Annotated in this window: 8 protein-coding genes, 3 tRNA genes and 3 rRNA genes; 9 read left to right on the top strand and 5 right to left on the bottom strand. The window is 34.6% G+C overall.

What is annotated here, in order from left to right:
- Positions 1 to 4 precede the first annotated feature (4 nt).
- On the top strand, positions 5 to 1,420 hold the full coding sequence (gene eat / locus AVENP_RS10490) for an ethanolamine permease (protein ID WP_128359474.1): 1,416 nt from the start codon (positions 5 to 7) through the stop codon (positions 1,418 to 1,420).
- A gap of 14 nt (positions 1,421 to 1,434) precedes the next feature.
- On the opposite strand, the gene AVENP_RS10485 is transcribed toward eat, so the two are convergent.
- Genes AVENP_RS10485 through AVENP_RS10465 form a run of 5 tightly spaced genes read right to left on the bottom strand, consistent with a single transcriptional unit; the run spans position 1,435 to position 6,345 of the window.
- The gene (locus tag AVENP_RS10485) at positions 1,435 to 2,349 is read right to left on the bottom strand and encodes an AEC family transporter (RefSeq protein ID WP_128359475.1); all 915 of its coding nucleotides are present in this window, start codon (positions 2,347 to 2,349) and stop codon (positions 1,435 to 1,437) included.
- Positions 2,350 to 2,356: 7 nt separating this feature from the next.
- Positions 2,357 to 2,851, bottom strand: coding sequence for a NanQ anomerase/TabA/YiaL family protein (locus tag AVENP_RS10480; RefSeq protein ID WP_128359476.1), 495 nt, complete (start codon positions 2,849 to 2,851; stop codon positions 2,357 to 2,359).
- 8 nt (positions 2,852 to 2,859) lie between these two features.
- Complete coding sequence (locus AVENP_RS10475) at positions 2,860 to 4,089, bottom strand: glucose-6-phosphate isomerase (protein WP_128359477.1); 1,230 nt, start codon at positions 4,087 to 4,089, stop codon at positions 2,860 to 2,862.
- Positions 4,090 to 4,965, bottom strand: coding sequence for a UTP--glucose-1-phosphate uridylyltransferase GalU (galU, locus tag AVENP_RS10470; protein ID WP_128359478.1), 876 nt, complete (start codon positions 4,963 to 4,965; stop codon positions 4,090 to 4,092).
- Positions 4,966 to 4,968: 3 nt separating this feature from the next.
- The gene (locus AVENP_RS10465) at positions 4,969 to 6,345 is read right to left on the bottom strand and encodes a phosphomannomutase/phosphoglucomutase (protein WP_128359479.1); all 1,377 of its coding nucleotides are present in this window, start codon (positions 6,343 to 6,345) and stop codon (positions 4,969 to 4,971) included.
- A gap of 552 nt (positions 6,346 to 6,897) precedes the next feature.
- Here AVENP_RS10465 and AVENP_RS10460 point away from each other — a divergent pair.
- The 8 genes from AVENP_RS10460 to AVENP_RS10425 all read left to right on the top strand — a co-directional run bounded on the left by AVENP_RS10460 (position 6,898) and on the right by AVENP_RS10425 (position 13,484).
- A 16S ribosomal RNA gene (locus AVENP_RS10460) occupies positions 6,898 to 8,414 on the top strand.
- A gap of 96 nt (positions 8,415 to 8,510) precedes the next feature.
- Positions 8,511 to 8,587, top strand: a tRNA-Ile gene (locus tag AVENP_RS10455).
- Positions 8,588 to 8,616: 29 nt separating this feature from the next.
- Positions 8,617 to 8,692, top strand: a tRNA-Ala gene (locus AVENP_RS10450).
- 361 nt (positions 8,693 to 9,053) lie between these two features.
- Positions 9,054 to 11,966: ribosomal RNA gene (locus AVENP_RS10445) — 23S ribosomal RNA — on the top strand.
- Between the two features lie 218 nt (positions 11,967 to 12,184).
- A 5S ribosomal RNA gene (gene rrf, locus AVENP_RS10440) occupies positions 12,185 to 12,300 on the top strand.
- Together the 16S, 23S and 5S rRNA genes with 3 tRNA genes alongside form the textbook arrangement of a ribosomal RNA operon.
- A gap of 199 nt (positions 12,301 to 12,499) precedes the next feature.
- Positions 12,500 to 12,569, top strand: a tRNA-Thr gene (locus tag AVENP_RS10435).
- A 143-nt stretch (positions 12,570 to 12,712) separates the two neighbouring features.
- Positions 12,713 to 13,159, top strand: coding sequence for a phosphoribosyltransferase (locus AVENP_RS10430; protein ID WP_128357826.1), 447 nt, complete (start codon positions 12,713 to 12,715; stop codon positions 13,157 to 13,159).
- Between the two features lie 46 nt (positions 13,160 to 13,205).
- Positions 13,206 to 13,484 carry a hypothetical protein gene (locus AVENP_RS10425; protein ID WP_128357827.1) on the top strand — a complete coding sequence of 93 codons (279 nt, stop codon included), beginning with the start codon at positions 13,206 to 13,208 and terminating at the stop codon, positions 13,482 to 13,484.
- The last annotated feature ends 26 nt before the right edge of the window (positions 13,485 to 13,510 follow it).

Here is a 13,510-nt window from a genome sequence, read left to right as displayed (position 1 = left end):
TAAAATGAAAAATGTTCATATAGACGAAGAATATCTTGCTAAAAGACAATTAAAAAGAGGAACTGCTGGTTGGGTATTATTAGCAGGTTTAGGTATTTCATATGTAATTTCTGGAGATTTTGCAGGATGGAATTTTGGTATTGCACACGCAGGTTGGGGTGGATTTGCAATTGCTGCTGGTTTAATGGCAATTATGTATTTCTGTTTAGTTTTATCTTTAGCCGAAATGTCAGCTTCAATTCCCGCAGCTGGTGGTGGATATAGTTTTGCAAGACAAGTAATGGGACCTGCTGGTGGTTATTTAACAGGACTTGCAATTTTAATTGAGTATGCACTTGCACCTGCTGCGATTGTTATATTTATAGGTTCTGCTGTTGAAGCTTTAATTGGAATTAATGGGCCTTTAGTTTATTTACTTTTTTATGCTGTTTTTATTGCTATTCACTTAATTGGTGCAGGTGAAGCTTTAAAAACAATGATGGTAATTAGTGGTTTAGCTATATTTGCAATTATTGCAACAGCTGTTGCATTAGTTGGAAATTTTGATGCGACAAAATTATTTGATATAGCTGCATCAGCAGAAGTATCAGGGGCAACTGAGTTTTTACCTTTTGGCTGGTATGGTGTTTGGGCTGCACTTCCTTTTGGTATGTGGTTATTCCTTGCAGTTGAGGGTGTTCCATTAGCTGCTGAAGAAGCAAAAAATCCAGCTAAAGATGTTCCTAAAGGGATTATTGCTGCGATGATTTTCTTACTTTTTTCTGCTGTTTTAGTTGTGTTTTTGCTTCCAGGTATAACAGGGGCAGAAGTAATGGGAAAAAGTACTGTTCCTTTAATAGATGCATTAAATGCTAATGGAAATACAACTTTAGCAACAATAGTAAATGTATTAGGATTAGCAGGATTAATTGCATCATTTTTCTCTATTATTTATGGATATAGTAGATTAGTATTTGCACTTTCAAGAGCTGGATATTTACCAAGATTTTTATCATTAACAAGTAAAAAGAAAACTCCAACTTGGGCTTTAATTGTTCCTGGTGTTTTAGGTTTTTTAGCATCTTTAACAGGTGAGGGTGATTTAATTTTAGCAATGGCAGTTGTTGGAGCTACAATTTCTTATGCTTTAATGGCTTTAAGTCATATTTTATTAAGAGTAAAAAATCCAGATATGCCAAGACCTTATAAAACTCCAGGTGGAGTTGTAACTTCTGGAATTGCATTTGTATTATCTTTAATTGCATTAACAGGTGTTTATGCCTTTGATCCAAGAGCTTTTAACTATACAATTATCTTATATGTTATTGGTGCTTTATATTTCTTCTTATATAGTAAAAATCATTTAGTTGCTAAAACAGCAGATGAAGAGTTTGCAATGTTAGAAAAAGCAGAATCTGATTTAGTTCATGAATTAGGTTAAGATAAAATCTTAACCTAAATAAAAAACTTCAATACAAGTATTATAAACAGTGCAGATACAAGTGTTTGCACTGTAATAATACTTGACATTAATCCAATATCACCACCAAGTTGACGAGCTAAAATAAAAGAGCTAGGTGCTGTTGGAAGTACAGCAAATAAAACTAAAATAGAAATCATCATCTCATTTAGGCCAAAATATTTTGCAAAAGCATAAATCAAAATAGGCATAACAAGATGTTTTGCAATGCTTGAAATTAAAAGTTCACTTTTTGAAGATTTTATTTCTTTTATTACAAGACCAAATCCAACAGATAAAAGTCCCATTGGAAGTGCAGCTTTACTTAAAATTTCTAAAGTATTATTTATTACAAGTGGAAAATGAATTCCTAAAAAATTAATACTTCCTCCAATAACACAAGCGATTATCAAAGGATTTGTAACAATTGATTTTAATAAATATAAGAAATTTAATTTTTCATTACTTATATATAAAGCAAAAATTGTGATACATAAAATATTTATAAATGGAATTGCAAAAGTCAAAATAATAGCAGATAAAACTAAACCATCATTTCCAAAAATTGCTCCTGCAAGTGCTAAAAATACATAAGTGTTAAATCTAATTCCACCTTGAACAACAGACGTAAAAGAAGCTGCATTTGCTGGTTTTATTTTATTTATAATCATAAGAATAATCATCGTAAAAAATATTGCTAAAAGTGCAGATAAAATAAAACCTAAACTATTTGAAGAACTTAAAGAAGCATTTGAAAGTTTATAGATTAATAAAGAGGGCATCAAAACATAATAAGTTAATTTATCAGCTTGAGGCCAAAATTCATGGGATGGAAATTTTATTCTTTTAAAAAAATATCCAATTAAAATAAGTCCAAAAACTGGAATTAAAGCTGAAAATATATGTTCCATAATATTTTCAACTATTTACTAATATTTTGAAAACAGCTTTTATGATTTTTTTATTTTCATCTATTTTTATGCAAGGCATATGAGCATCATTTGGATAAAAAATTGCAAGTTCATTTTCTCTTATTTTTAAAACTGAGCTATTTTCAGTTTGAGCATATTTTGCATAATCTAAATCAGGATTATATTCAGTTGTAACAATAAGATTATTTACATTTTCAACTTCCATAATCTCATCACCTTCAAACATATATTGAATGTCAATATATGTTTTGTGTGATTCATAAAGACAATCTTTTTTATCTTTTGTTATGTAAGCTTGTTCTAAAACAAAACAGTTTTCATCTAACACTATTTTATTGCATTCTCCAATATTTGTATTTATAAGAGTTTTATATTCATTTGAATTTTTATCTTGTAATTTTTCAATATAAGCAAAAGCTTTTTTAAATTTAGAATCACAAACTTGTGATTTTAAAGTCTCTAGTGTACCAAATAATGCCATTTAAATTCCTATTTATTTTTTAACATACCTTTTAAAATAATCTTACCACCTTCAACTCCTGGTTGGTCGTAAGTATTAATTCTTAAAAATTTCCCAACAATAGAAGTTAATAATTCATAATAAAATAGAAGTTTTCCTATTTCAAATTCACTGATTTCTTCAATTTCTATAATATCAATTGGAATATCTTTTTTTAACTCTTTAACAGAAGCAATTGTAGCATCTGCTTGTAAATTAATTAACTCTTTAAAATCAAGATTATTAACATAATCAAGTTCTTCTAATCCTTCTAGTGAAATAGGAGCAATTTTTGTATTGTCTTTAAAATCTTTAATTTTAATAAAAGTTACTGTTTTATCTCTTTGTCCCTCTACAATTAGTTGTAAGAAAGAGTGTTGATCCACAGGTCCAAGAAGTCCAATTGGAGTTAAACCTTGATTTGTATTATTAACATCAACTTTACCAAGACTCTCTCCCCAAAGTTGAACATACCATTTATTAAATCCTTCAAGTAATTGAGAATAAGAAAAAATAGCATTCATATTATAAACATCTTTAAACTCATAGTAAGTTCTAGCTTTTTTAATAAGATGTTTAAATAGTTTCTTTTTATCAAAAAATGAATCAGAGCTTTTTTTAGCACCTTTTAATAATTCATCAATATCAAATCCTGCAAGATATAAAGGAACTAATCCAACATTTGATAATACAGAAAATCTTCCACCAACATTTTTTGGAATATCAAAAGAGTTTATATCATTTGCTCTTGCATAAGTGTTTAATTTACTATCATCTTCTGTAATTATTAATAGATTTGATTTATCAATTTTTGTAATAGACATAAGATATTTAAAAATAGAGATAGTTTCTATTGTAGTTCCAGATTTTGAAATAACAATAAAAAGTGTATCATTTAAATTTAATTGAGCTAATGTTCCATTTAAATTTACTGGATCTGTACTTTCAAAAAAGAAAAGCTCTTTTTTTAAGCATTTATTATGTTGTTTATTATACTTCATGAAGTTATAAATTGCATAAGTTCCTAATGTACTTCCACCAATACCAATGATTGCTATTTGTTTTTGTGGAAAATTTAAATCATCAAGTCTTGTTTTTAAAACAGTTGTATCAACATAAGGAAGAGAGTAATAACCTATTATTTCTCTTTCTTTTTTTATCTCTGCAAAAATCTCTTTATCACTTAATGATACTTGCGGATAATATAAGTTGTTTTTCACTTATTTAGCTCCAGTTGCTTTTTTAGTTGCTTCTTCTTTTTTTGTCTCTTTATCGTAAAAATAGTTTGTAGCTTTTACAAATCCATCAATACTTCCACAGTCAAATCTTTGTCCATCAAATTTGAATGCTAAAACCATTCCTTTTTTAGCTTGAGCTAAAAGTGCATCTGTAATTTGAATCTCTCCACCTTTTCCTGGCTTTGTTTCTCTAATAATATTAAAAATATCAGGAGTTAAGATATATCTTCCAATAATTGCTAAGTTTGATGGAGCAACTTCTGGTTCAGGTTTTTCAACCATATCTTTTACCATATAAATTCCAGGTTCAATTTCATTTCCAGCAATAACACCATATTTATTTGTATCTTCTTTTGGAATTTCTTCAATAGCTACAATTGAACAACCATATTTTTTATATAGTTCTACCATTTGCGATAATACACCTTTTCCAGGAGCATCACATAAATCATCTGCTAGAACTACAGCAAAAGGTTGATCGCCAATTAATGTTTCACCACATAAAATTGCATGACCTAAACCTTTCATTTCTATTTGTCTAGTGTATGAAAAAGTACATTTTGTAATAACTGATCTAATTTCTGTTAAGTAATGCTCTTTACTTGTCCCTTTGATTTGATTTTCAAGTTCATAAGAAATATCGAAATGGTCTTCAATTGCTCTTTTCCCTCTACCTGTAACTATCGCCATTGTATCCATACCAGCAGCAAGTGCTTCTTCCACCCCATATTGAATAAGTGGTTTAGTTAAAACTGGTAACATCTCTTTTGGTGTAGCTTTTGTTGCAGGTAAAAATCTTGTTCCATATCCAGCAGCAGGGAATAGACATTTTTTAATTGGTGTATTTTTGTTGCTCATTTTTTATTTTCCTTGTAATTTTTCAAATAGTTTTATTAAAACATTTTCGTATATTTTAGCATTTTCTTTTGTGTCTGCTTCAAATCTTGTAACTAATTTTGGTGTAGTGTTACTAGCTCTTACTAATCCCCAACCATTTTCAAATATAACTCTAATTCCATCAACCGTTATAATGTCTTTAATTTTAGGAAAATCAGCTGGTGGATTTTCTAAAGCTTTTTTTAAATCTTCAATAATTTTAAATTTAGTATCTTCTGTAACAGTGATATTTATTTCAGGAGTTGAATAAACTTGAGGTAAAGCTTCAAACTCTTTATCAAAATTAAAGCTATTATCAATTAATTCTAAAGCTCTAAATGTAGCATACAAAGCATCATCATAACCAAAATATCTATCATTAAAAAATAGATGTCCAGATACTTCAGCTGCAAAATCAGCTTTTGTTTCTTTGATTTTAACTTTTAAATTTGAATGGCCAGTTTTGTACATAATAGCTTTACCATATGAATTAATAGTATCATACATAACCTGTGAACATTTTACTTCACCAATAACAGTTGGGTTTTTTATAAATTTAGAAAAGAATATTGCAAGAATATCACCTTTAAAGTTGTACTTAGGAGAAAGTAGGGCAATTCTATCAGCATCTCCATCATAAGCAAAACCAAAATCATATTCTCCTGTTGCTAACTCTTTTTTAATATCTTCAAGAGTGTGTTCATCACTTGGATCTGGATGATGATTTGGGAAATTACCATCTGGCTCTTCAAATAAGATTTTATATTTGATATTTAATCTATCAAGTATTTCTCTTAAAACAACACCAGCAACTCCATTTCCACAATCAAAAACAAATTTTTTGTTTTCTAATTTTAAATGAGAAAAATGATTTACAATAAAATCAATATATCTATTTTTAGAATCTATAGGAATAGTAACTTCATTATTCTTTATAGTAGAATTATCAGCTAAAATTTCTCTTCCTAATGCATATATATCTTCGCCAAAAAATGGGTCTTTATCTAATGTAATTTTAAATCCATTATATTCAGGAGGATTGTGAGATCCTGTAATCATTACAGAACCATCAGATTGTAAACCATCAAAATCAGTAAAGTTAGCAAAATAATTAGCAGGTGTTGGAACCAATCCCATATCTAATACTTCAAGCCCTGCTTCATTTATTCCAGAACTTAACCAGTTTTTTAGTGTAGGAGAATGAAGTCTAGCATCATAACCAACTGCAATAAACTCTGCTTTTGGTGTTTTTTTAATTAATGCTTTTGCTAAATAGTAACCAATTTTCTTTACTATATCTTCATTCAGTTCTTTTTCAAAAATCCCTCTAATATCATACTCTCTAAAAATAGATGCACTCATTATATGTTATTCTCCATTATGTTAGTTGTTCAAAAATTTGTCTAAATAAATTTGTGACAGTTATTATATGGAATTTTTCATAAAAATTGTGAATAAATAGTTAAAAGTAAACAATATATTAATATTAATTAACAAACTTACAAAAAAGCCAATATAAAGATAGTAAAAGAGCAAAAGAGGAGAGAGTAGAGGATAAATCCAAAAATTTAAGCCAAATTTAAGCGATAACCCCTTGACAAAGAAAAAAGAATCTATTATAATTCCCGTCCAATTTGACTGAAGCGCATCAAACGAAAGAATGATAGAAAGCGTTGTAATCGAAACTGGATGATCTTTAAAAATAATTATAACGTTTGTAAAGTAATCTTTATAAACCGAATATGAGACTCTTATAAAAATCTGTTATTTATTACAGATGTAAAATAAGAATAAATGTTAAAAATATAAAAACAAACAAGAACAATATGGTAAAACATATAACTTGTCTATACTATGAGTGATAATTTTGTAATAGTAAAATAATACAGAAGAAGTCAAGTTCAAAAACTTCAATTTATGGAGAGTTTGATCCTGGCTCAGAGTGAACGCTGGCGGCGTGCTTAACACATGCAAGTCGAACGAGAACGGATTATAGCTTGCTATAATTGTCAGCTAAGTGGCGCACGGGTGAGTAATATATAGGTAATGTGCCCTAGAGAAGAGGATAACAGTTGGAAACGACTGCTAAGACTCTATATGCCTTTAAGACAGAAGTCTGCAAGGGAAATATTTATAGCTCTAGGATCAGCCTGTACAGTATCAGCTAGTTGGTGAGGTAATGGCTCACCAAGGCAATGACGCTTAACTGGTTTGAGAGGATGATCAGTCACACTGGAACTGAGACACGGTCCAGACTCCTACGGGAGGCAGCAGTGGGGAATATTGCACAATGGACGAAAGTCTGATGCAGCAACGCCGCGTGGAGGATGACACATTTCGGTGCGTAAACTCCTTTTATATGGGAAGATAATGACGGTACCATATGAATAAGCACCGGCTAACTCCGTGCCAGCAGCCGCGGTAATACGGAGGGTGCAAGCGTTACTCGGAATCACTGGGCGTAAAGAGCGTGTAGGCGGATAAATAAGTCAGAAGTGAAATCCAATAGCTTAACTATTGAACTGCTTTTGAAACTGTATATCTAGAATGTGGGAGAGGTAGATGGAATTTCTGGTGTAGGGGTAAAATCCGTAGAGATCAGAAGGAATACCGATTGCGAAGGCGATCTACTGGAACATTATTGACGCTGAGACGCGAAAGCGTGGGGAGCAAACAGGATTAGATACCCTGGTAGTCCACGCCCTAAACGATGCACACTAGTTGTTGTGAGGCTAGACCTTGCAGTAATGCAGTTAACACATTAAGTGTGCCGCCTGGGGAGTACGGTCGCAAGATTAAAACTCAAAGGAATAGACGGGGACCCGCACAAGCGGTGGAGCATGTGGTTTAATTCGACGATACACGAAGAACCTTACCTGGACTTGACATAGTAAGAACTTTCTAGAGATAGATTGGTGTCTGCTTGCAGAAACTTATATACAGGTGCTGCACGGCTGTCGTCAGCTCGTGTCGTGAGATGTTGGGTTAAGTCCCGCAACGAGCGCAACCCTCGTCATTAGTTGCTAACAGTTCGGCTGAGAACTCTAATGAGACTGCCTACGCAAGTAGGAGGAAGGTGAGGACGACGTCAAGTCATCATGGCCCTTACGTCCAGGGCTACACACGTGCTACAATGGGGTATACAAAGAGCCGCAATACGGTGACGTGGAGCAAATCTCAAAAATATCTCCCAGTTCGGATTGTAGTCTGCAACTCGACTACATGAAGTTGGAATCGCTAGTAATCGTAGATCAGCTATGCTACGGTGAATACGTTCCCGGGTCTTGTACTCACCGCCCGTCACACCATGGGAGTTGAACTCATTCGAAGCGGGGATGCTAAAATAGCTACCTTCCACAGTGGATTCAGCGACTGGGGTGAAGTCGTAACAAGGTAACCGTAGGAGAACCTGCGGTTGGATCACCTCCTTTCAGAGAATTGAGACTAGATTCGTTTCTAGTCTTAAAACTAAAAAGAAAGAGTTTTTATATTCGGTTTATAAAGATTATTTAAATAGGTAGAAAAATGGGCCTATAGCTCAGCTGGCTAGAGCGCTCGACTGATAATCGTGAGGTCTCAGGTTCAAGTCCTGATAGGCCCACCATTAAATAATCTTAAAAGATTAATCAGTGTGGGGAATTAGCTCAGCTGGGAGAGCGCCTGCTTTGCACGCAGGAGGTCAGCGGTTCGATCCCGCTATTCTCCACCACCTATTAAAAATAAGCTAAAAGTTATAATTAGAAGAAATGATAAAAAAGTTAAATATAAGTTCAAAAAGATTGAATTTATATTTGATTTTCGAATCAAAAATGTTGCCTTGAAAAGATGTAAATTTTTTTAAGTAACAATGATATTTAAAAATATAATGTTAAAGTCTTTAATTTTTTCGTTTAATTAAAAGAACTAAAAGAATTTATTCTAATAGAACTAATAATTAAAAACAAAAATTTTAATTATCTAGAAATAGATAGAACACAACTAATTTTATTGATATATTTTAAATAATATGTTTAATAAGATAGTAGCCAAAGAATATTATCAAAAATGCGATAGAGTTTAACTCTATTTATTAATAAGCTATTAAGGGCTAATGGTGGATGCCTAGACTGTAAGAGGCGATGAAAGACGTATTAGGCTGCGATAAGCCTCGGGGAGCTGCCAAAGAGCTTTGATCCGGGGATTTCTGAATGGGGCAACCCAGCATAGTGAGAACTATGTTACCCTACGGGGAGCTAACCTGGTGAAGTGAAACATCTCAGTAGCCAGAGGAAGAGAAATCAAACGAGATTCCGTCAGTAGCGGCGAGCGAAAGCGGATTAGGACAAACCCAATGCTTGCATTGGGGGTTGTAGGACCATGATATGAGACTAAAGAAGATAGATGAAATACTTGGAAAAGTGTAGCATAGAAGGTGAAACTCCTGTAATTTAAATTTTCAATAGCTCTAATGGTATCCTGAGTAGGTCGGAACACGTGATATTTTGACTGAAACTGGGGGGACCACCCTCCAATCCTAAATACTACTTACAGATCGATAGTGAACAAGTACCGTGAGGGAAAGGTGAAAAGTACTCCAGCGAGGAGAGTGAAATAGAACCTGAAACCATTAGCTTACAATCATTCAGAGCCCTATGATTTATCAGGGTGATGGACTGCCTTTTGCATAATGAGCCTGCGAGTTGTGGTGTCTGGCAAGGTTAAGTCAAGTACGAAGCCGTAGCGAAAGCGAGTCTTAATAGGGCGAATTAGTCAGATGCTGCAGACCCGAAACGAAGTGATCTATCCATGAGCAGGTTGAAGCTGGTGTAAGAGCCAGTGGAGGACCGAACCGATAGGCGTTGAAAAGTCTCCGGATGACTTGTGGATAGGGGTGAAAGGCCAATCAAACTTCGTGATAGCTGGTTCTCTCCGAAATATATTTAGGTATAGCCTTGTGTTGTAGCATATAGGGGTAGAGCACTGAATGGGCTAGGGCTGCTTACCGCGGTACCAAACCCTATCAAACTATGAATACTATATGTGGAATCACAGGAGTCAGGCGATGGGTGATAAAATCCACCGTCGAGAGGGGAACAACCCAGACTAACAGCTAAGGTCCCTAAGTCACATCTAAGTGGAAAACGATGTGGAGTTACTGTGACAACCAGGAGGTTGGCTTAGAAGCAGCCATCCTTTAAAGAAAGCGTAACAGCTCACTGGTCTAGTGATTCTGCGCGGAAAATATAACGGGGCTAAGATGTGCACCGAAGCTTTAGATTCGAATTTATTCGAGTGGTAGGAGAGCGTTCTATTCAGCGTTGAAGATGTACCGGCAAGGAGCGTTGGAGCGGATAGAAGTGAGCATGCAGGCATGAGTAGCGATAATTGAGGTGAGAATCCTCAACGCCGAAAACCCAAGGTTTCCTACGCGATGCTCGTCATCGTAGGGTTAGTCGGGTCCTAAGTCGAGTCCGAAAGGGGTAGACGATGGCAAATTGATTAATATTTCAATACCAACATACAAGCGCGATGTGGGGACGCATAGAGTTAATCGAGCTCACTGATGGAATAGTGGGTCGAAGGACGTAGGCTGTAACTTAGGCAAATCCGGGTTACATTAGGCCGAGATCTTACAGGCTCTTGACACTCTTCGGAGGAGATGGAGAATCGATGATACTGTCGTGCCAAGAAAAGCCACTAAGTATATTGTATGTTGCCCGTACCGTAAACCGACACAGGTGGGTGGGATGAGTATTCTAAGGCGCGTGGAAGAACCCTGGTTAAGGAACTCTGCAAACTAGCACCGTATCTTCGGTATAAGGTGTGCCTACTTTGGTATATGGACTTGCTCCAGAAAGCTAGAGAGGTTGCAACAAAGAGTCCCTCCCGACTGTTTACCAAAAACACAGCACTTTGCTAACACGTAAGTGGATGTATAAGGTGTGACGCCTGCCCGGTGCTCGAAGGTTAACTGATGATGTCAGCGCAAGCGAAGCATTTGATTGAAGCCCGAGTAAACGGCGGCCGTAACTATAACGGTCCTAAGGTAGCGAAATTCCTTGTCGGTTAAATACCGACCTGCATGAATGGCGTAACGAGATGGGAGCTGTCTCAACCAGGGATCCAGTGAAATTGTAGTGGAGGTGAAAATTCCTCCTACCCGCGGAAAGACGGAAAGACCCCGTGCACCTTTACTACAGCTTGACACTGTAGCTTGGATATTCATGTGCAGGATAGGTGGGAGGCTATGATGACTAGACGCAAGTAGAGTCGGAGCCATCCTTGAGATACCACCCTTGAATATTTGAGTTACTAACTGCGTACAATTATCTTGTATCAGGACAATGTCTGGTGGGTAGTTTGACTGGGGCGGTCGCCTCCTAAAAAGTAACGGAGGCTTACAAAGGTTAGTTCATGGCGGTTGGAAATCGCCAGTTGAGTATAATGGCATAAACTAGCTTGACTGTGAGACATACAAGTCGAACAGAGACGAAAGTCGGTCATAGTGATCCGGTGGTTCTGTGTGGAAGGGCCATCGCTCAAAGGATAAAAGGTACGCCGGGGATAACAGGCTGATCTCCCCCAAGAGCTCACATCGACGGGGAGGTTTGGCACCTCGATGTCGGCTCATCGCATCCTGGGGCTGAAGTAGGTCCCAAGGGTATGGCTGTTCGCCATTTAAAGCGGTACGCGAGCTGGGTTCAGAACGTCGTGAGACAGTTCGGTCCCTATCTTCCGTGGGCGTAGGAAAGTTGAAGAGATTTGTCCCTAGTACGAGAGGACCGGGATGAACGTACCACTGGTGTACCAATTGTTCTGCCAAGAGCATCGTTGGGTAGCTACGTACGGATGTGATAAGAGCTGAAAGCATCTAAGCTCGAAGCCAACTCTAAGATTAACTTTCCCTGAAGTTCCCAGTAAGACTAACTGGTTGATAGGCTGGATGTGTAAGCGTTGTAAGGCGTTTAGCTGACCAGTACTAATAGAACGTTTGGCTTATTTAACAAATTCTTTGGTTTACTATCTTATTAAATATATTTCTTATATTTAATACAAATTGTGTTTTTTTAGAAAAAACTAGCGTTACCTTGAAAAAATGAATATTTTTTTAAGCGCGTATAAGACTTTAACATTATTTTTTCTTAACTCCTTTACGAGTTGAGTGTAAAGAGCAATACATATTGATTTATCTTATGTTTATTTACTTTTTACACTCAACTTTGCTGGTGGCTATAGAGAAGTGGAAATACCCAGTCCCATTCCGAACCTGGAAGTCAAGCACTTCATCGCCGATAATACTGCCGGGTCCCCTGGTGGAAACGTAGGCCGCTGCCAGCTCTTGAGTTTTTTTAAAGCTTAGCTTTTTATACTTACCAAAGTATTCAATGCTAAGCTTTTTTTTTAACCCGCTTTTTAGGTTATTTTTCTATTCATTTTTTATTATCCTATTATTCTAGTATAATTGATCTTTATTTTTATATTTACACTAACTCTATACACATATTCAGTTAGTTCTTTATTATTCTCTTTTACTTGCATAGCTCCAACGGTAGAGCAATTCCATGGTAAGGAAGAGGTTACAGGTTCAAATCCTGTTGTGAGCACCACCATCCCTAACTTTTACTTTATTTAGCCCTTATTTAATGTTGTTTCTTTATTTAATCCTCTTTCTTCTCTTTTTTGATTTATTCAAATTATTTTTTATTTTCTTTTTGTATAATAAAAACTTAATTTAAAAAAAGGATTTTAGTTGGAAAAACTATATTACAGTTATGATTTATTCAAAAAAGATACTCAAGTATTAGTTGATAAATGCAGAGATTTTGAACCTGAAATTTTACTTGCAGTGGCACGTGGTGGATTAACGCTTTCTCACTTAATGGCACAAGCATTAGATATGAGAAATTTATATACATTAAATTCTATTCATTATGAGGGTGAATTAAAGCTTGAAACTTTTAATATTTTTAATATTCCTGATGTTTCTCATGCAAAAAAAGTTTTGGTAGTTGATGATATTGTTGACTCAGGAGAAACAATGAGAGAAATTTTAAAAGTTTTAAAAGAAAAATTTCCAACTGTTGAGTTTAAATTAGCTACATTATTCTACAAAAATACTGCTGTAATCAAACCTGATTTTAGTGTTAGAGAAGCAAATGAGTGGATTGATTTCTTTTGGGAAGTTGATGTTAAATAGATACTTATTTATGTATAATAAAAAAAACTAACAATAGGCTTATATTATGACTTTTATTGATTTTAAGAAATTACTTTTAGATGCTGAACTTACAATTCCTAAATTTACTGAACTTATAAAAGTTAGTGAAAAAAACATTCAAGCTTACAAAAAGAAAAAAGAAGTACCAAATACAATTGCTTCAATAGCTGCTTGTTTTGCCACTATGAATCAAAGTGGAATGGATTTTAAGAAACTGATTTGTGACTTGAATTTAGAAAAAAAAGAGAAAAAAGGTGCAGGATTTTCTAAAAAAAAATCTCTTAAAGAAAAATCAAAAAAATAAAGTTTAATTAGATATACTTTCCCAAA

The sequence above is a fragment of the Arcobacter venerupis genome (assembly GCF_013201665.1).
Taxonomy (GTDB): Bacteria; Campylobacterota; Campylobacteria; order Campylobacterales; family Arcobacteraceae; genus Aliarcobacter; species Aliarcobacter venerupis.
Note: the sequence above shows the minus strand (reverse complement) of the source record. Positions and strands in the feature narration are given on the sequence as shown.

Coding starts and splice junctions, on each gene's coding strand:
- eat (WP_128359474.1), top strand. CDS start 5: ATGAAAAATGTTCATATAGACGAAGAATATCTTGCTAAAAGACAATTA.
- AVENP_RS10485 (WP_128359475.1), bottom strand. CDS start 2,349: ATGGAACATATATTTTCAGCTTTAATTCCAGTTTTTGGACTTATTTTA.
- AVENP_RS10480 (WP_128359476.1), bottom strand. CDS start 2,851: ATGGCATTATTTGGTACACTAGAGACTTTAAAATCACAAGTTTGTGAT.
- galU (WP_128359478.1), bottom strand. CDS start 4,965: ATGAGCAACAAAAATACACCAATTAAAAAATGTCTATTCCCTGCTGCT.
- AVENP_RS10465 (WP_128359479.1), bottom strand. CDS start 6,345: ATGAGTGCATCTATTTTTAGAGAGTATGATATTAGAGGGATTTTTGAA.
- AVENP_RS10425 (WP_128357827.1), top strand. CDS start 13,206: ATGACTTTTATTGATTTTAAGAAATTACTTTTAGATGCTGAACTTACA.